A 17,473-nucleotide genomic window follows, 5' to 3' on the forward strand; every position below is an offset into this window, starting at 1 on the left:
GGATTGCCAAATTGGCACAAAACTCCAAGCTGGGGCCCATGGCGGGCCCCAGTCTGCCTTTCACCAAAGTCCAAATCGGAAGGCTGAAATGACGATCCCTGCACATATGTCCGGCGTTTACCTCACTCATCACGGCGGGCCGGAGGCTTTGCAGTGGCGCGAGGATATTCCCGTTCCAACGCCCGGTCCCGGGCAGGTTCTGGTCCGCGTCGCAGCTGCCGGGGTCAACAACACCGATATCAATACGCGGGTCGGGTGGTACTCTTCGGACGTGACCGGGGCCACCGATGACGTCGATCAGGATATCGATGCCGGAGGGTGGGGCGGCGCGCTTCAATTCCCTCGAATTCAAGGCGGCGACCTGTGCGGCATTGTCGAAGCAGCCGGTCCGGGTTCAGGGTTTCAACCCGGTCAGCGCGTGACCTGCCCGATCAATCTGCCGCGCCCGCGACCTGGCCATCCACAGGGGTTTATTGCCTTAGGCTCTGAGATTGATGGCGCCTTTGCCCAATACTGTCTGGTCGAAGCGAATGATCTCTACGATGTCTCTGCCTCGCCATTGTCAGATACCGAGATCGCGGCCATTCCCTGCGCCTTTGGCACGGCCGAGAACCTTTTGACCCGCGCCGGGGTCACCGCTGGCCACAAGGTGCTGATCACGGGCGCTTCGGGCGGTGTCGGTCTGGCGGCGGTGCAACTGGCCCGCCTGCGCGGCGCGTCCGTCTGGGGCATAACCGGTGCCGCCAAGGCCGAGGTTGTGAAATCCCAAGGCGCGGTTGAGACCTTTGATCGCGATGCTGCGTTACCTGCAGACATGTTCGACGTCGCGATTGACGTGGTTGGAGGCCCTAAATGGGCGCGCCTCGTGCTGGCCCTGAAACCCGGCGGGCACTACGCTGTATCAGGTGCGATTGCAGGCCCGATGGTGCAGGCCGATCTGCGCGACATCTACCTGCGCGATATTACCATTCACGGCTGCACTCACCAATCGCCTGAGGTGTTTGGCCGTCTGGCTGAGCTGATGAATGCCGGTCGGATCAAGCCTTTGATTTCCCGCACCTATCCCCTAAGGGATATTGCTAAGGCACAAGAGGATTTCCAATCCAAAGCATTGCCGGGGAAATTGGTGCTGATCCCGTAAGGAGTTTATGACATGGCCGAAATTACTCTGTTAGATGGCTCGATCGGGCAGGAGCTGGTCAATCGCAGCGGTAATCAACCGACGCCGCTCTGGTCGACGCGGGTGATGATGGATCAACCGGAATTGGTGCGCGAGGTTCATGCCGAATACTTCCGGCGCGGGGCCACAGTTGCGACAACCAACACCTATGCCGTCCACCGCTCGCGCCTTGTGCGCGAAGGGATCGAGGACCAGTTGGCGCAATTGATCCACACCGCCGTGTCTCAGGCCGATCTGGCGCGCGCAGGGAATGGCGGGCGCATTGCCGGAGCGCTCGGGCCGCTATTGGCCTCCTACAGACCCGATCTCGAGCCTGATCCGGAGGAGGCCGGACGCAAATTCGCTGAACTGGTCGCGCTTATGGGGGATGGTGTGGACCTGATCCTGATCGAAACCGTCTCGTCGGTGATGGAGGCCGAAGGCGCCCTGAGGGGCACTGCTGGCTGCGGGAAACCTGTGTGGCTGGCCCTGTCTCCGATGGATGAGGACGGAACGCGTCTGCGATCCGGTGAGCCGTTGGATCAGATTGCTCCCTTGGTCGAGCGCTACAAACCGCAAGCCGTGCTGATCAACTGCACCCGTCCTGAAGCGGTTCCAGCCGGGCTTGAGATATTGTCAGGGATGGGGCTGCCCTACGGCGCCTATGCCAACGGCTTCACCCATATCGCCGAGGGGTTTTTGCAAGACGCCCCCACGGTTGATAGTCTCGCACAGCGCCACGATCTCAGCCCCGAGGCCTATGCCGACCACGCGATGGCCTGGGTCGAGCAAGGCGCAACAATCGTTGGCGGATGCTGCGAGATCGGCCCGGATCATATCGAGGCCCTCGCGCGTCGCCTGGAATCAGCCGGTCATCGGATCGTCTGAACCGACAAGGGAACGGTATGTCCGAGACACCATCGCCAGCCTCCGACACGCGTCAGACCAGTCCCGTGCATTTCGACATTCTGGTCGCGCCGGGCTTTGTGCTGCTGGAACTCGCGTCGCTGGTGGATGTTCTGCGGATTTCCAATCGGGTGTCTGCAACACCGCCGTTCACCTATACCTACCGATCCCTGCGTGGCGGTCCGGTGGAAAGCAGCAGCGACGCAACGGTCCAGACCGAAACCATCCCGAACCAACCCGATGCCACCTATCTGTTTGTGATCGGCAATTCGGACCCGGATCACCCCGACCTATCTTTGGGTCGGGTGGTGTCGAACTATACCTATCGCGGCGCGCAGGTGTTTTTGTTGGCCGAGGCGGCAAGCCGGTATATCGACGAGCAGGGTACAGCCGATCTGGCAACTCATTGGGAAAACGCCTCATTCCTGCGTGAGCGCGGTGCACGGTTCGAAGCGAAACTGTCCATCGCAACCGAGCGCGGCGCAGTCGTCACTTGTGCAGGTATGGGGGCCACCACCGATATCGCACTGGTCGTGATCGGGCGGCATATCTCGGGGCCCACGCAATTGACCGTGGCGGACGTCATGCTGCATGAAAATATCCGCGATTTTTCGTCGATGCAGCCGTTCTCGGGCGCGAAAAACACCGCGACTGGGGACAAGAAACTGGATCAGTGCATCAAGCTGATGCAGGCCAACATCGAAGACCCTTTGCCGATCCAGGACCTTGTGGACAGTCTGAATATCTCGAATCGATCGCTTGAGCGGAAGTTCAAAGCGTTCTTCGGCACCACACCCAACGGGTTCTATCGTGAAATGCGGCTGGCCAAAGCGAACAACCTTTTACTGAATACCACCATGAGCGTGCGCGAAATAGGTTTGGCCTGCGGTTTCCCGAACGGGTTCTCATCAGTTTACCGGAGTTTTTTCGGCGTGACGCCCTTTGTGATGCGCCAACAAAAGAGACAAGCCGCGCAGAGATGATTTTTGCGGATACGATGACGTTTTTGATAGATTCCGCGCCGATTTTTCATGCCATTCAGGGACAAACCTGAACGAACGGAGTCTTCACTATGGTTGATCTTCCCAGCAAGGCCCGCGTGGTCATCATTGGCGGCGGCGTGATCGGATGCTCGGTTGCCTATCACCTGACCAAGAAGGGCTGGAAAGATGTCGTGTTGCTTGAGCGAAAGCAACTGACCAGCGGTACCACCTGGCATGCGGCTGGTCTGATCGCCCAGCTACGCGCGACCGCGAACATGACCAAGCTGGCGAAGTACAGTCAGGAACTCTATGGCTCGCTCGAAGAAGAAACCGGAGTTGCGACAGGTTTCAAGCGCTGCGGCTCGATCACCGTTGCGCTGACTGAAGAGCGCAAGGAAGAGATCTACCGCCAGGCCGCAATGGCCCGCGCCTTTGGCGTTGAAGTCGAAGAGATCTCGAACGAGCGCGTGGCCGAGCTGTATCCGCATCTCAACATCGAAGACGTCAAAGGGGCTGTGTATCTGCCGCTGGACGGGCAGGGTGACCCGGCGAATATCGCGCTGGCACTGGCCAAAGGTGCGCGCCAGCGCGGTGGCATTGTCAAGGAACGTGTGAAGGTCACCGATGTCGTCAAACAAGGACGCAAGGTCACCGGCGTCGACTGGGTGGCCGACGACGGCAGCGCCTCGGGCCATATCGAATGCGATATGGTGGTGAATTGCGCTGGGATGTGGGGCCACGAAGTGGGTCGCATGGCGGGCGTGAACGTTCCGCTGCATGCCTGCGAGCATTTCTACATCGTGACCGAGGGCATCGATGGCCTGACCCAGCTGCCGGTTCTACGCGTCCCGGATGAATGCGCCTACTACAAGGAGGACGCGGGCAAAATCCTCCTAGGCGCGTTTGAACCGAATGCCAAGCCCTGGGGCATGAATGGTATCCCCGACAGCTTCGAATTCGATCAACTGCCCGAGGATTTCGACCATTTTGAACCAATCCTCGAGGCGGCGGTGAACCGTATGCCGATGCTGGCCGAAGCCGGGATTCACACCTTCTTCAACGGACCTGAGTCTTTCACTCCCGATGACGCCTATCACTTGGGTCTTGCGCCCGAGATGGACAACGTTTGGGTCGCGGCGGGCTTTAACTCCATTGGTATCCAATCGGCCGGTGGCGCGGGCATGGCGTTGGCCGAATGGATGGACAGCGGTGAGAAGCCGTTTGATCTGGGGGATGTCGACATCAGCCGGATGCAGCCGTTCCAAGGCAACAAGCGGTACCTGTTCGAGCGCTCGAAAGAGACGTTGGGTCTGCTCTACGCCGACCACTTCCCCTACCGCCAGAAAGCCACCGCGCGCGGCGTGCGGCGAACTCCGTTCCACCACCACCTGTTGGAACAGGGCGCGGTCATGGGGGAACTAGCCGGTTGGGAACGGGCCAACTGGTTCGCCAATGAAGGTCAGGAACGCGAATACCAGTATAGCTGGAAGCGTCAAAACTGGTTCGAAAACTCTGCCGCAGAACACCGCGCTGTGCGCGAAAATGTCGGCATGTATGACATGTCCTCCTTCGGGAAAATCCGTGTTGAAGGTCCGGATGCCGAGGCATTCATGAACTACATCGGCGGTGGTGACTACTCAGTGCCGAATGGCAAGATTGTCTACACTCAGTTCCTGAACCGCACTGGCGGGATCGAGGCCGACGTAACCGTGACCCGCCTGACCGAGACCGCCTATCTGGTCGTCACGCCAGCCGCGACCCGTCTGTCGGATCAAACATGGATGCAGCGCAATGCGAGCAACTTCAACGTCGTCATCACAGATGTGACCGCCGGCGAAGGCGTTCTGGCCATCATGGGACCGAACGCACGCGCTTTGCTCGAAAAGGTCTCGCCCAACGATTTCTCGAACGCGGCCAACCCATTTGGTACCGCGCAAGAGATCGAGCTTGGCATGGGCCTCGCCCGCGCGCACCGCGTCACCTATGTGGGAGAGCTGGGTTGGGAGATCTATGTCTCTTCTGACATGGCAGGACATGCGTTTGAGACGCTGCACGCAGCCGGGCAGGATATGGGGCTTAAGCTGTGCGGAATGCACATGATGGACAGCTGCCGCATCGAAAAGGGCTTCCGCCATTTTGGGCATGACATCACCTGTGAAGACCACGTGGTTGATGCCGGGCTTGGTTTTGCCGTGAAGGTCGACAAGGGCTGTGACTTCATCGGCCGCGAAGCCGTGATTGCGCGCAAAGAGACTGGTCCCAAAAACCGTCTCGTGCAGTTCAAACTGACCGAGGCCGAGCCGCTGTTGTTCCACAACGAACCAATTGTGCGCGATGGAGAGTATGTCGGCTACCTGAGTTCCGGCAACTACGGACACACTCTGGGTGGTGCTATCGGTCTGGGCTATGTGCCGTGCGAAGGCGAAAAAGCTGCGGGTGTTCTGGCATCGAGCTACGAGATCGACGTTTGTGGTGTCAAAGTGAAGGCCGAGGCGTCTTTGAAGCCGATGTATGATCCCAAGTCCGAGCGCGTGAAAGTTTAACTCGCAGAGCAGGGGGCTCTGCCCCCGCCGCGGCAAGCCGCGACTCCCCCGGGATATTTAGGGCCAGATGAAGCAGGGGATCCAGTCTTCATCTGGCTAAAAATATCCCGGAGCGCGAGGCAGAGCCTCGCTCAAAAGCGCGGTTTCGAAGTCGACCCATCACAATTCGTTATGTGCGACTTCACTGTTTTCAGAGTTTTCAACCCTTCCGGAACTGCCGTAAATGGGTCCGATACTTATCGGAGATTTCTCGTGGCGACTGCCTCCTCACCTTCACAGAATGCGGACACTCCAAAAGGGTTTGTGCTGGCGGTTTCTGCCTATGTCATGTAGGGTTTCCTGCCACTTTATATGAAAGCGCTTAGCCATATTGGCCCGGTCGAGGTTGTGGCGCATCGGGTAATCTGGTCGGTGCCGGTGGCAGGGCTTCTTCTGGTCATTCTGGGGCGGACCCGAGACCTTAGGGCGGCGTTGGGCAATCCCAAGATGTTGGGAATGGCGGCTTTGACGGCGGCGCTGATCTCGGTGAACTGGGCGATCTACGTCTGGGCGATCTCAACCGGCCATGCGTTGGATGCGGCGCTCGGGTATTATATCAACCCTTTGTTCAGCATCGCCTTGGGCGCTGTGTTATTACGAGAACCGCTTACGCGCATGCAACTGGTGGCCGTCGGTCTGGCAGCTTTGGGCGTTTTGGTTCTGGTGGTCGAGGCTGGGCGTCTTCCCTGGGCAGCGCTGGGTTTGATGGTGAGTTGGGGGTTTTATGCCTTTTTCAAAAGGTCTCTGCCGATTGGCCCCAATCAGGGGTTTCTGCTTGAGGTTCTGATCCTTTTGATCCCGGCGATCGCCTATGTGACCTGGCTGGCGTTTCAAGGGACTGGGCATTTCGGGGTGTTGGCATCGGATACGTTCCTATTGTCCTGCGCTGGTGTCGTGACGGCGGTGCCTTTGCTGGTCTATGCCAACGGGGCCAAACTCGTCAGGCTGTCGACGATGGGCATCCTGCAATACATCGCGCCCACCATGATCTTCATCACCGCAGTCGCCGTGTTCGGAGAACAGATTGACCGGGGCCGTATGATTGCCTTTCCTCTGATCTGGGCGGCGCTTGTGGTGTACTCGATCCCGATGATCCGACAGGCGCGGGCTCAGGCCTGAAGCAGAAGACGCGCGGCGCTTTCAGCCCAAATCGCGTAGGTTTTGGGGCTGGGGTGGTATCCATCCGGTGCAGCCAGTGCCGGATCATCCGGTAAATCCAGCGACAAGTGTCGGAGTTGCGGATGGGCGGCAACGACCTGTTGCAGACCACGATCCAGGCGCTCGGATTGTCGACCCAATACCCATGCCAAAGGATGGGGCAGGGACGGAAACCGATTCATTTGTGGCACTGCTGTCACCACAACGCGTCGCGCACCGAAGCGTTGGGTCAATATCCTGGCCAACTGGTTTTGCCGTTCGACGAAGCGGGCGTAGGTCACGCCTCGGGTCACGTCGTTTACGCCGAGCGCTGTCACAACCGCATCGAATGTGCCATCAATCGCTTGCAACCTCTCAAGCGTGTCTCGTGTCGTGTGTCCGGTTGTCGCCTCGAGCCGCCATTCGACCGAGTGATGCCGCGCCAAGTGTTTGACCAAACGGCCTGAAAGCGCCTGATCCTGTGTGCCCGCGCCTACGCCGGCGGCAGAACTGTCGCCCGCGATCAATAGGCGCAAGCGTGGCCCTCGGCCGGTTCGCCCTTCGCGCGGACCGATTGGTTCCGGCAGCAGCTGGGCCTTTCGGCGCACAGCCAAGCCCTGAGCTGCCAGAACCGGCAGCAGGGGCACACGCAGAATCTGATCGGCGGCAAGCGGATTTGACATGATCAGCTTAGGGCGGATTTGAATTCCAGAAACCGGGGGTCGGTCATCAAACGGGCCATCATCGCTTCACGCAGGGCACCAATGGTCTTGTGAGGGCGCATCACAACCTCGAACTGCTGGATCAATCCGTCGTCGTTCAGCGTGATGAGGTCCACGCCGACCGCGTCCAGATCTCCGACCTTGCATTGAAACTCCAGCGCCCAGTCATTGCCGCTTCCCATGATCCGCCGGTAGCGGAAGTCGGAAAATACCTTGCCCACATGGCCCAACACCGCGGCAACCGGCGCGCGGCCGGTCCATGTGCTGTAGTATGTGGGCGGCATGAAGCTTACGTCCTCGGCCAAAAGCGCGTGAATGAGGGCTTCATCCCCTTTGGCGACAACCTCTTGCATACGTTCGATTGTTGGATGCATGACCTCTCCCCCTCTTTACCTCAACGGTTCACGATACGCGCGCCGCACGCAAGGACGACGTTGCGGGAAGTGGCGCTGTGGGATAGGCACGCGGGCATGAGCGAGACCTACGATCCCCCCCAGACACCGCTGGATGTGCTGCATGAAGATGCGCAACTGATTGTGGTGAACAAGCCCTCGGGCTTGTTGTCGGTGCCGGGGCGTGGTGCGCATTTGGCGGATTGCCTAATGACCCGCGTGCAGGCGGTGTTTCCGCAGGCCCTGTTGGTGCATCGGTTGGACCGGGATACCTCGGGCGTGATGGTCTTTGCGCAGACGCCCCACGCGCAACGCAATCTGAGCATGCAGTTCGAGCAGCGCCAAACCCGTAAAATCTACATAGCCCGCGTTTGGGGGCGGCTGGAGGCCAAGACGGGCACGGTTGATCTGCCGCTCATCGTCGACTGGCCGAACCGACCGCGCCAGATGGTGTGCCATAACACGGGCAAACAGGCCGTCACCGATTGGCGTGTTGTCAGATACGAAGGTGATACGACGCGCGTACGTCTGTTTCCGAAAACCGGCCGCTCGCATCAGTTGCGTGTTCACATGCTGGCCTTGGGCCACCCGATTCTGGGTGACCCGTTTTACGCCGAAGGCGCAGCGCGCGATTTCCCACGCCTCATGTTGCATTCCGAGGAATTGCGCCTGAAAAGCCCCGAAGGGGGCGTTGCGATGAAGTTTCGTGCCAAGGCGGATTTCTAGGTTCAGGCCACGTTGGTCCACAACAGTTTCAGGTTCCCGAGAGAAAACCTACGCGATCTTTTGCGGCGCGCGGGTTGTGCGCGGTGTCGATCTGCGGCTAGTTCACGCTCGATCTCATAGGCGCGAAGGGTGTGATCCTGCGACCAGCGTTCAAGTTTCAGATGCATCAGAACATGGTTGTCCAGATTGGGCATATCGGGCCTCCGATTTTTTGAAATCTGACCCAATCTCGCGCACCACTCCTGACACCCCCTTGTCAGGGGGATGTGCTAGGCTGTCAGCAGTTTGACAGGAGACCCCGACATGAGCCGCTCGACCCGGTTGTTCGAAATCATCCAGATGCTCAGGGCCGCAGATGCGCCCGTGACGGCCGATCAACTGGCCGAAAAGCTCGAGGTGTCCACGCGCACGGTCTACCGCGATATTGCCGAGCTACAGGCGCAGCGCACACCGATCGAGGGCGAGGCAGGCGTGGGCTATCTGATGCGGCGCGGCTATGATCTGCCGCCACTGAATTTCGACGCCGAAGAGGTTGAGGCGCTGTGGGTCGGGCTGTCGATGCTGGCGCGCACCGGGGACAGTCATCTGCAACGGGCAGCGCGGCGCATCTGTGACAAGATCGACGCGCTCCATTGTCCTGCCGATTGGCTGCAGGTCTCGACCTGGGGTGCGCCGGTTGATGATCCCGCGAAAGGATGCATCCCTGTGGCCAGTTACCGCGAAGCGATACGGGCCGAGCAGAAACTGCGCATCACCTATGTCAACGGTGCGGGCGAACGCTCGGAACGGGTCATTCGGCCTGTGGCTCTGATCTACCACATCGAATGCACGATGCTGGCCGGGTGGTGCGAGCTGCGGGGCGGGTTCCGGCATTTCCGGACGGACCGTATCTGGGCCTGTGAAGACACGGGCCAGAGTTTCCGTGGCCAAGGCAGTTCGCTCCGGGATTTGTGGAACGAGCAGGAGGGCAAAGATCCGGCCGCGCAGACCGTCTGAACAAGTATGCGCGGGGATTCGCCGACTTCACCGCTTTGTTGCTTGAGCCCGCGCAACGCTGCCGTGATATACTGATCTGCAACAAGGCAAACCCGATCAACGGGTGCCCGAGCAGAAGGTGATACTATGACGATTTCCAAGTTTTTTCTGGCAACCGGGCTATGCTCGGCCATGACTCTGGCGGCCTGTACCGATCCGGGCACGTTGAACCTGCCCTCCGATCCGAATCAGAATGCCAAGCAGGGCGCGGTTTTGGGTGGTTTGGTTGGTGCTGGTGTCGGCGCAATCGCGAATAATTCGAACCCTCTTTTGGGCGCGGTGGCAGGCGGTGCGATCGGCGCGGCTGGCGGAGGCCTGATCGGCAACCAACTTGATAAACAGGCCGCAGAATTGCGTCAGCAGCTGGCCAATGATGGGATCACCATTGTCAACGCGGGCGACCGGTTGATTGTGACCGTTCCCAATGACATCACCTTCGACACTGACAGTGCGACGGTCCGCCCGGCATTGCGCGCCGATCTGGTGCGAGTTGGTCAGAACCTCGTGAACTATCCGAACTCGAACGTGCAGATCATCGGTCACACCGACAGTGATGGCGAGGCCTCCTACAACCAAGGCCTGTCCGAGCGTCGCGCCAATGCGGTTGCTGACGTCCTTCAGGCGAACGGTGTGAACTACAGCCGGATCGTCACCATCGGACGTGGTGAAAACAACCCGGTTGCCTCGAACCTGACGCCGGAAGGCAAATCGCAGAACCGGCGGGTCGAGATCGTCATCGTACCCAGCGCAAACTCGTAATTCTATGTGCATTGCGGGCGGTCTTAGGGCTGCCCTTTTGCGCGCACGATCTGTGCAAGAAATGGGGTTTGGATCGGGCGCGTCTCGGTCTACCTATTGGGAAACACTGAAACGGAGTTTCCCGCAATGTCCCAACCGACCCTTCTTGGCCTGTCCGGTTCCCTGCGTCAGTCAGCAACAAACCGTAAACTACTGCGAGAGGCGGCACGCCTTTTTGATCCTGCCAGCTTTGTCGAAGCGGATTTGAACCTGCCCCTCTATGATGGGGATCTGGAAGAGGGTGAGGGCATCCCAGCCGCCGTGCAAACGCTGGCTGACCAGATCGCGCAAGCGGATGCGGTGATTATATCCACACCGGAATACAACAAGGGGCCGTCGGGCGTGCTGAAGAATGCTCTGGACTGGGTCAGCCGCACGTCGGGCAAGCCTTGGGCCGACAAGCCGGTTGCGGTGATGTCCGCCGCGGCGGGTCGGGCCGGAGGGGAGCGCGCCCAGATGGTCCTTCGCGCCTATTTGGTGCCGTTCCAACCGCGCATTCTGCAAGGCCCCGAGGTCCATCTGGCCGACAGCTCCAACGCGTTTGACGACGGGGGACGGCTGACAAGTGAGCGCTACGAAAAGACCATACATGCGTTGATGCAAAAACTGCGGGCTGAGGTCGGGCGTCTTTAGGCGGATACGGTATGCATGAGGATCGGCAAAGCGATGTGATGGACCCGGCCCGGGCAGCGGCCTTGCAGGTTGCGCTGGGGGTGGAGCCTACGATCTCTGACGGTTCTGCGTTGCCGCCGTTCTTTCATCAGCTTTATTTCTGGTCTCCGCGCACGCCGTCTGATCTGGGGCGCGATGGGCACCCTCGGGTCGGGATTGATCTGATCCCGGACATGGGCCTGCCGCGTCGGATGTGGGCCGGGGGGCGGTTGCATTTCCATACGCCACTGCGGGCAGGTGCAGAGGCCGAGCGGCATTCCGTTCTCGAGAAGCAGAGCCGAAAAACCGGGCGCACTGGGCCGTTGGGGTTTGTCACGCTCAAGCATGAGATCTGGCAGCATGATGCGCTCCGCGTCACCGAATGGCAGGATCTGGTCTATCGCGAAGATCCCGCTCTGGACGAGGTGAAGCCAACGCCGCCCGTGGCGCGTCGTGACGAAACAGACCGACGTGAGGTGAGCTTCGACAGCACCCTGTTGTTCCGGTATTCCGCGCTTACCTTCAACGGCCACCGGATACACTATGATCTGGACTATGCGCGCGATGTCGAAGGGTATCGCGGGCTGGTTGTCCACGGGCCGCTATTGGCACAACTGCTGATGCTGTTTGCCGAGGAGGTGGCCGGCCCGCTGACCCGTTTCTCTTTCCGGGCAACCGCGCCGCTTTTACACTTCGAGACGGCCACACTCTGCCGCAACGGGCCGGAGCTGTGGGTTCGAGGCCCCGACGGGCGACAGTGCATGCAGGCCGAGGTGCAGTCAGAGTGACGCTTCGGGCCGGAAGTCCTCAGGGATTTCATCGCGACCTTCCAGAATGAGGCTTGCCATCACCTCGGCCACTTTCGGGGCCATACCGAAGCCTATCTTGAAGCCACCATTGGCGATGAACTGACCGTCGTGCAAGGGGTGCGCGCCCAGCATCGGAGCGCGGCTTTTGCTGCGGGGGCGAACACCGGCCCATCGCTCGATCACCTCGGCTCCGTGCAGCACGGGAACGGCGCGGGTGGCGCGGTCGATCACATCCTCAAGCGCGTCGTCGGTGCTGGTTGGATCATCATAGTCCCGCTCCGAGGTCGAGCCGATGGCAAGCGTGCCGTCTGCATGCGGCACGATATGGATCGCATCTGCAAAAAGCTGCGGCACCGCGCCCGCATCAAAGCGCAGCAATGCCGCCTGTCCCTTGACGCCATTGCCGACGGTTTTCCCGAAGCTTTGGCTGAGCTCCTGCAATCCGGCGACACCTGTTGCATGCAGAACATGGCCCTTGTCCGGGGCCTCACCAACCACCTCAACCCCCATGACCGAGAGCGCCGCAACCAGCGCGGCACAGGCCCGGCGCGGGTGCATCCGCGCGGTCAGGGTGTCGTGAATGACATAGCCGGTCGGGCTGGGCGGGCACCATTGGCCTGCCTCCGACGTGGACAGCACCTGCCACTCGGCCAAGCCATGCCACAGCTCTTGCGCTGTGACGTGCCGCTGTTGCGCCAACTGCAGGCTGCGCTCATCCATGATCGGTTGCAGGCGTCCCAAACGCCCATAGCCGGCTGAGACCCCTCCGGTCGTTTCGACCTGTGCCCAAAAGGGTTCGGCCATGATCAGGCTGTCGAACTGAAAGGCCTTCTTGGCATTCCAATTCTCGGGTACATGCGGGGCCAGGGCGCCGACCAACCCTCCGCTGGAGCCCGCGCCGGGGCCAAAGGGATCGACAACCTGCACCTTCGCGCCGCGCCGGGCGCAGGTCCAGGCGATGGATAGGCCAAAAATGCCAGCGCCGCGTACCGTCACATCGACCATTGCCAAACCCCTCTTCCTTGTTCAGTGTCGCGCCGCTTAGCTACAGGATTCCCCGATGGCAGACCAGCACGCCGAATTGACATGGAGAGAGGACCGGATTCCGGTCTCGGACCAGTTCGATGACCCCTATTTCTCGTTGCAGAACGGGTTAGAGGAGACGCGGCATGTCTTTCTGTCAGGCAACGACCTGCCCGCACGCTTTGCGCCGGGGTTTCATATTGCCGAACTGGGCTTCGGCACCGGCCTGAACCTGCTGACCGTCTGGTCCGCGTGGGAGGCCACAGGCCAGACCACCCCGCTGCGCTTCACCAGTTTTGAGGCCTTCCCCATGGCCCCCGAGGATATGGCGCGCGCCTTGGCCGCATTCCCCGAGGTGCAACCCTGGGCCGACCGCTTCCTGTCGCAATGGCGCGGCGGGTCCTGTCACTTTGACACGCTGCAACTTGAGGTGATCGAAGGCGACGCTCGCCAAGCGCTGCCGGGCTGGACCGGCAAGGCCGATGCGTGGTTTCTGGACGGCTTCTCACCTGCCAAAAACCCCGAACTCTGGGGCGCGGAGTTGATGCAGCATGTGGCCAATCACACGGCACCGGGCGGCACCGCGGCCACCTACACCGCAGCAGGCTTTGTCCGCCGCGGGTTGGAAGAGGCCGGTTTCTCGGTCACCCGCGCACCCGGCTACGGTCGCAAACGGCATATGACACGGGCGGTGAAAGCGTGACGCAGCAGAACAATATCTCGGCCGGGATCGCGCTGATGGTCGCCTCGACGGTGGTGTTTGCCCTGCAGGACGGGATCTCGCGCCATCTGGCGGGGACGTATAACACCTACATGGTGGTGATGGTCCGCTATTGGTTTTTCGCAGCGTTTGTCATCGCATTGGCGGCCCGTGCTACGGGTGGGTTGAAGGTGGCGGCGCGTACCGATCAGCCGAAACTCCAGATCTTTCGCGGCGTTCTGCTGGTGACTGAGATCTGTGTCGCTGTTTTTGGTTTCACCAAGCTAGGTCTGATCAACAGCATGGCGGTCTTCATCTGCTACCCCCTTCTGGTCGCGGCCCTCAGCGGCCCGGTTCTGGGTGAAAGCGTGGGTTGGCGGCGTTGGACGGCGATCGGGGTTGGCTGCGTCGGCGTGCTGATCATCCTGCAACCAGGGGTCGGCGTGTTTAATCCTTGGGCAATCATTCCGCTGATCTCGGCCTTTCTGTTTGCGGTTTATTCCCTGCTCACCCGCTATGCCGCGCGCCGAGACAGCGCCGCCACAAGCTTTTTCTGGACCGGCGTCAGCGGAGCCGTTGCCATGACGCTGGTCGGCATGTGGTTCTGGGAGCCGATGGCACAGGCGGATTGGGCCTGGATGGCAACGCTTTGTGTTAGCGGTGCGTTCGGCCATTGGTTGCTGATCAAATGCTATGAGGCGGCCGAGGCCAGCGCGGTGCAGCCCTTTGCCTACCTCCATCTGGTCTGGGTGGCGATCCTTGGCATCGCAATCTTCAACGAGGTCCTCCGCCCCGAGGTCGTCATCGGCGCAGGGCTGGTTGTTGCGGCGGGGCTGTTCACACTATGGCGCGAACGCCGCAAGGGTTGATCCGGTCAGTTCCTGCGAGAAGGGCACGGGCAAGGCGGGTTTGCCCAATCGCGCGCGGTAGACCGGCAGGCTTTCGGTCACGCGCATCACATAGTTGCGCGTTTCGCTGAAGGGGATGGTCTCGATCCAGTCGACCACATCCACCTCACCGGCACGGGGGTCTCCGTAGCGCTCCATCCATGAGATCGGCCGCCGCGGTCCGGCGTTATACCCGGCGGCCATCATGACCACATTGCCGTTGAAATCCGCCGCAAGGCTGGACAGGTAGTTGGCCCCTAACTTGGCATTATACTCCCAGTCCGCGGTCAGCCGACCAGTCTTATGTCCGCTTAGTATCCCCAACTCCTGCGCGACCAGTTTGGCGGTCGCTGGCATCACCTGCATCAAGCCGCGCGCGCCTGCGCCACTGATCACCACCGGATCAAATTCGCTTTCACGGCGGGCGATGGCCAAGGTCATCTCTTTAGCCATTGGCAGGCCGATATCTGCGACCGGATGCACTGGGTAATAGGCTGCGGGCAGAACCGTTCCCGTGGTCGCGGCGCGTTTGGCGATCATCACGGCCAGATGCGGCTCTTTCAACTCGATGACCAGATCGCCCAGTTGATTGGCTTGCGCTGTATCAAGGCTTTCGACCAGATGGGTCAGAAACCGTTCGGAGAGGTTATCCTCCCCAGCTTTCAACAGCAGCAGACCGGCCTCCAAAACGCTGGAGTTCGCAAATTCGGCTTGTCGCCAATGCGCGGCGCGGGGCGGGTTGGCGAGGGTGCTGTCAAACGGCCGCCCGATCTGTTCGGCTGCCAGAATGCCGTAGAAAGACGTCTGATAATCTGCACCCATTGCATAAGCGTCATATGCTTTCTCGGAATCCCCTTGTTCCGCGTAAGCGCGACCCAGCCAATAGCCGGCGCGGCCACGTGATATCGGAGACTTCACTGCGCCTTCGAAGTTTTGGAAATGCCGAACCGCCGTCGCGGGGTCGTTCAACTTTCGCAAAGCCAGAAACCCGGCCAGCCATTCCAGATCGGCGTATCCATAACCCATCTCTGGCGTCATGTGGTGATTGGCGGCAACCTCATAGGCACGGGCCGCACTGCCCTGCCGCATCTCAAGCCGGGCCAGTCGGCGTCGCCCTTCGGCCCATTTGTCCGGTTCACCTAGGGCGTCCGGACCGGTCGAGCGCGCCAACATCAAATCAATGGCGCTGTCGTCCAGTTCTTTCTTGTCGCGCCAGACAAAGCGATCAAACGCCAACCCCGGAGACCCTGCCAGAGCCTTGGGTACGGCAGAAATCTTGCCGTCCACGCCCGGTTCGCGTTTTTGCAGGGCAATTCGGGCTTCCGCCAGCTTGCGCTGATCGGCGCTGACCAGAGGCAGCATACGCCCGGCGCTGACCAGATGATTGTCCCACAACATCCGATCCAGCCGCGCAGTGTGGTGCGGTTTTAGCAACTTGCCGAAATTCTCAAGATAATCCTTTTGCAAGCCCGACCCCATGGGCATGGTGCGCCAGGCTGTTACGATATCCGCCTCGGCGTCCCCAATTCGGCCCTTGGCTTTTAGGGCAACGGCATAGTTCAGCGCGCCTTCGGCGGTTTGCGGCGGCCGATCGGCGTAGAAGTTTATCACCCGATCCGGATCAGCCCCGGCAAAGGACGGCTCGCTCTTGCGGCGCAACCAGGCCAGTCCGGGCCAGTCGGGGCGGCGCTCAAGAAACACAAGCACATCGCCTGAGCTGCCAAAGCCCTCTCGCAGCCAATGCCACACGATGATGTCACGGGTAACCGAGCCGCGTGCGCCAGAAACCGCTAGGGCTTCGTTCCAGTCGCCTTTGCGCATTTCGGCCAGCCCGGCGCGCAGATCACCGGCAGCATCGGCCCGCGCAGCGCTTGCCTGCATCCCAAAACACAGAATCACTGTTGCCAAAAAGGCCAGAACGCGTGTCATCCCTTGCATTTCCCAACCAACCGAGGATAGAGCCATTCAGGATAAACCTTGCGCCGCCAGTATCAACTCACAAAGCCAAAAACGTGAGCGAGGATGGCGCAAATACTGCAACCGCAATTCAAGGAGCGCGACCCATGTTCAAAGGCTCAATGCCAGCCCTCGTCACCCCGTTCAGCAACGGCGAGTTGGACCTGGATACGCTCAAACACTTGGTAGAATGGCAGATAAAGGAAGGCTCGACCGGTCTGGTTCCCGTAGGCACCACTGGTGAAAGCCCGACGCTGAGCCATGAGGAACACGAAACCGTTGTGGCCGAAGTGGTCAAAGCTGCTGCGGGTCGGGTGCCGGTGATTGCGGGCGCAGGTTCAAACAACACGGTCGAGGCAGTTCGATTCGTCCAGTTTGCCAAGAATGTCGGGGCCGATGCGGCACTAGTGGTCACACCCTACTACAACAAGCCGACACAAAATGGCCTGTTGGCCCATTTCCGCGCTCTGCACGATTGCGCCGAGATTCAGATCATCATCTACAACATCCCGGGCCGTTCGGTCATCGACATGACCCCCGCGACCATGGGTGAACTGGCAAAACTGCCACGGATTGTCGGTGTCAAAGACGCGACGGGCGATCTGGCGCGCGTCAGCCAGCAGCGCGCAAGCTGTGGCGCCGACTTCTGTCAGCTGTCGGGCGAAGACGCCACCGCGCTGGGCTTCAACGCGCATGGCGGGGTAGGCTGTATTTCGGTCACGGCCAACGTGGCTCCGAAACTTTGCGCCGAGTTCCAACAGGCCACGCTGGCGGGCGACTACGCCAAGGCTCTGGACTATCAGGATCGCCTGATGCCTCTGCACGAAGCGATCTTCATCGAGCCCGGCCTAGTCGGCGCTAAATACGCGCTGAGTAAACTGGGCCTGTGCAGCACCGAAGTTCGCTCACCTCTGACTGAACTTGAAGACAGCACCAAGACTGCGGTCGAAGCCGCGATGGCGCATGCAGGTCTGATCTAAATTAGACGTTCTAATGAAAAGGGCGGC

At 60.4% G+C, this 17,473-nt stretch carries 17 protein-coding genes and 1 pseudogene; 13 read left to right on the forward strand and 5 right to left on the reverse strand.

The features are described 5' to 3' along the window. Nucleotides 1–88: 88 nt before the first annotated feature. The 5 genes and pseudogenes from ACR0IP_RS12130 (at nucleotide 89) to rarD (ending at nucleotide 6,749) form a co-directional block, all read left to right on the forward strand. Nucleotides 89–1,141 carry an alcohol dehydrogenase family protein gene (locus ACR0IP_RS12130; RefSeq protein WP_170690658.1) on the forward strand — a complete coding sequence of 351 codons (1,053 nt, stop codon included), beginning with the start codon at nucleotides 89–91 and terminating at the stop codon, nucleotides 1,139–1,141. Between the two features lie 12 nt (nucleotides 1,142–1,153). Continuing rightward, nucleotides 1,154–2,047 (forward strand): homocysteine S-methyltransferase family protein, encoded by an 894-nt coding sequence (locus ACR0IP_RS12135; protein ID WP_170375535.1) that lies wholly within the window; start codon nucleotides 1,154–1,156, stop codon nucleotides 2,045–2,047. A gap of 17 nt (nucleotides 2,048–2,064) precedes the next feature. Next, on the forward strand, nucleotides 2,065–3,048 hold the full coding sequence (locus ACR0IP_RS12140; RefSeq protein WP_480525760.1) for a GlxA family transcriptional regulator: 984 nt from the start codon (nucleotides 2,065–2,067) through the stop codon (nucleotides 3,046–3,048). Nucleotides 3,049–3,137: 89 nt separating this feature from the next. Next, nucleotides 3,138–5,591, forward strand: coding sequence for a GcvT family protein (locus tag ACR0IP_RS12145; RefSeq protein WP_480525762.1), 2,454 nt, complete (start codon nucleotides 3,138–3,140; stop codon nucleotides 5,589–5,591). A 252-nt stretch (nucleotides 5,592–5,843) separates the two neighbouring features. Beyond that, nucleotides 5,844–6,749: pseudogene (rarD, locus tag ACR0IP_RS12150) on the forward strand (EamA family transporter RarD). Here the strand turns inward: rarD and ACR0IP_RS12155 are convergent. Together ACR0IP_RS12155 and ACR0IP_RS12160 are read right to left on the reverse strand one after the other, a co-directional pair. Further along, complete coding sequence (locus tag ACR0IP_RS12155) at nucleotides 6,740–7,450, reverse strand: SGNH/GDSL hydrolase family protein (protein WP_170690653.1); 711 nt, start codon at nucleotides 7,448–7,450, stop codon at nucleotides 6,740–6,742. The pseudogene rarD and the gene ACR0IP_RS12155 overlap by 10 nt on opposite strands. Before the next feature lie 2 nt (nucleotides 7,451–7,452). Next, nucleotides 7,453–7,863, reverse strand: a complete 411-nt coding sequence (locus tag ACR0IP_RS12160) for a nuclear transport factor 2 family protein (RefSeq protein WP_480525764.1) — start codon at nucleotides 7,861–7,863, stop codon at nucleotides 7,453–7,455. Nucleotides 7,864–7,959: 96 nt separating this feature from the next. On the opposite strand from ACR0IP_RS12160, the gene ACR0IP_RS12165 reads away from it, so the two are divergent. Beyond that, a complete protein-coding gene (locus tag ACR0IP_RS12165; RefSeq protein ID WP_170375525.1) occupies nucleotides 7,960–8,607 on the forward strand; it encodes an RluA family pseudouridine synthase in 648 nt (215 codons plus the stop codon). A gap of 2 nt (nucleotides 8,608–8,609) precedes the next feature. Here ACR0IP_RS12165 and ACR0IP_RS12170 read toward each other — a convergent pair whose 3' ends face one another. Further along, nucleotides 8,610–8,801, reverse strand: coding sequence for a hypothetical protein (locus tag ACR0IP_RS12170; RefSeq protein WP_170375523.1), 192 nt, complete (start codon nucleotides 8,799–8,801; stop codon nucleotides 8,610–8,612). A gap of 109 nt (nucleotides 8,802–8,910) precedes the next feature. Between ACR0IP_RS12170 and ACR0IP_RS12175 the strand changes: the two genes are divergently transcribed. The 4 genes from ACR0IP_RS12175 (at nucleotide 8,911) to ACR0IP_RS12190 (ending at nucleotide 11,879) form a co-directional block, all read left to right on the forward strand. Continuing rightward, complete coding sequence (locus tag ACR0IP_RS12175) at nucleotides 8,911–9,603, forward strand: helix-turn-helix transcriptional regulator (protein ID WP_170375494.1); 693 nt, start codon at nucleotides 8,911–8,913, stop codon at nucleotides 9,601–9,603. Nucleotides 9,604–9,729: 126 nt separating this feature from the next. Continuing rightward, the gene (locus tag ACR0IP_RS12180) at nucleotides 9,730–10,401 is read left to right on the forward strand and encodes a YiaD family glycine zipper/OmpA-like lipoprotein (protein ID WP_170375492.1); all 672 of its coding nucleotides are present in this window, start codon (nucleotides 9,730–9,732) and stop codon (nucleotides 10,399–10,401) included. 126 nt (nucleotides 10,402–10,527) lie between these two features. Next, nucleotides 10,528–11,073 carry an NADPH-dependent FMN reductase gene (locus ACR0IP_RS12185; protein WP_170552461.1) on the forward strand — a complete coding sequence of 182 codons (546 nt, stop codon included), beginning with the start codon at nucleotides 10,528–10,530 and terminating at the stop codon, nucleotides 11,071–11,073. 11 nt (nucleotides 11,074–11,084) lie between these two features. Further along, on the forward strand, nucleotides 11,085–11,879 hold the full coding sequence (locus ACR0IP_RS12190; protein WP_480525768.1) for an HTD2 family dehydratase: 795 nt from the start codon (nucleotides 11,085–11,087) through the stop codon (nucleotides 11,877–11,879). Here the strand turns inward: ACR0IP_RS12190 and ACR0IP_RS12195 are convergent. Next, nucleotides 11,871–12,905, reverse strand: a complete 1,035-nt coding sequence (locus tag ACR0IP_RS12195; protein ID WP_480525770.1) for an NAD(P)/FAD-dependent oxidoreductase — start codon at nucleotides 12,903–12,905, stop codon at nucleotides 11,871–11,873. The two genes, ACR0IP_RS12190 and ACR0IP_RS12195, sit on opposite strands and share 9 nt — an antisense overlap. 55 nt (nucleotides 12,906–12,960) lie before the next feature. Here ACR0IP_RS12195 and mnmC2 point away from each other — a divergent pair, with 55 nt between their 5' ends. Together mnmC2 and ACR0IP_RS12205 are read left to right on the forward strand one after the other, a co-directional pair. Next, complete coding sequence (mnmC2, locus tag ACR0IP_RS12200) at nucleotides 12,961–13,626, forward strand: tRNA (5-methylaminomethyl-2-thiouridine)(34)-methyltransferase MnmC2 (protein WP_480525772.1); 666 nt, start codon at nucleotides 12,961–12,963, stop codon at nucleotides 13,624–13,626. Next, nucleotides 13,623–14,492 (forward strand): DMT family transporter, encoded by an 870-nt coding sequence (locus tag ACR0IP_RS12205; RefSeq protein ID WP_480525774.1) that lies wholly within the window; start codon nucleotides 13,623–13,625, stop codon nucleotides 14,490–14,492. Before mnmC2 ends, ACR0IP_RS12205 begins: the two co-directional genes overlap by 4 nt. Here ACR0IP_RS12205 and ACR0IP_RS12210 read toward each other — a convergent pair. Next, a complete protein-coding gene (locus ACR0IP_RS12210) occupies nucleotides 14,466–16,439 on the reverse strand; it encodes a lytic transglycosylase domain-containing protein (RefSeq protein ID WP_480525775.1) in 1,974 nt (657 codons plus the stop codon). The genes ACR0IP_RS12205 and ACR0IP_RS12210 overlap by 27 nt on opposite strands. A 134-nt stretch (nucleotides 16,440–16,573) precedes the next feature. Between ACR0IP_RS12210 and dapA the strand changes: the two genes are divergently transcribed. After that, nucleotides 16,574–17,446, forward strand: a complete 873-nt coding sequence (gene dapA, locus ACR0IP_RS12215) for a 4-hydroxy-tetrahydrodipicolinate synthase (RefSeq protein ID WP_480525777.1) — start codon at nucleotides 16,574–16,576, stop codon at nucleotides 17,444–17,446. Nucleotides 17,447–17,473 lie beyond the last annotated feature (27 nt).

The sequence above is a fragment of the Ruegeria sp. AL11 genome (assembly GCF_056540865.1).